This is a genomic window from Mesorhizobium sp. M00.F.Ca.ET.216.01.1.1 (assembly GCF_004010325.2).
Taxonomy (GTDB): Bacteria; Pseudomonadota; Alphaproteobacteria; order Rhizobiales; family Rhizobiaceae; genus Mesorhizobium.
In genome coordinates this window covers 1-303 of record NZ_SADR02000444.1, presented here as the reverse complement: position 1 = coordinate 303, position 303 = coordinate 1, and the positions used below count along the sequence as shown (strand labels likewise).

1 pseudogene is annotated in these 303 nt (G+C 65.7%); it reads left to right on the top strand.

Going from position 1 to position 303, the window contains the following annotated elements:
- Window positions 1–303, top strand: a pseudogene (locus EN859_RS36880) (methyl-accepting chemotaxis protein); the annotation flags it as partial.

Sequence of the window (303 nt, the reverse complement as noted above, 5' to 3'; positions counted from 1 at the left end):
AACCAGCTCGCAGAACGGCGTCATCGCCAACCTCGTGCCCGCGGTCGCCCAGTTGCAGCAATCGCTGGGCATCGTCTCGGAAAAGGTGGCGAAGATCGAAAAGACGGTCACCGAGACGCAGAAGACCGTCGAGGCGGTCAAGCAGACCACCGACACCTTGGCCGCCGGCCAGCAACAGCAGCAGGCGCAGGCTGAAAAGCTGCAGGCGACCACCGAGCAGATCGCTGCTTCGATCGACACCATCGCCAAGGGCTTCGCGCAGCTCTCCGCGCAGGGCGGCGCGATCGCCGATCCCAAGCGGCC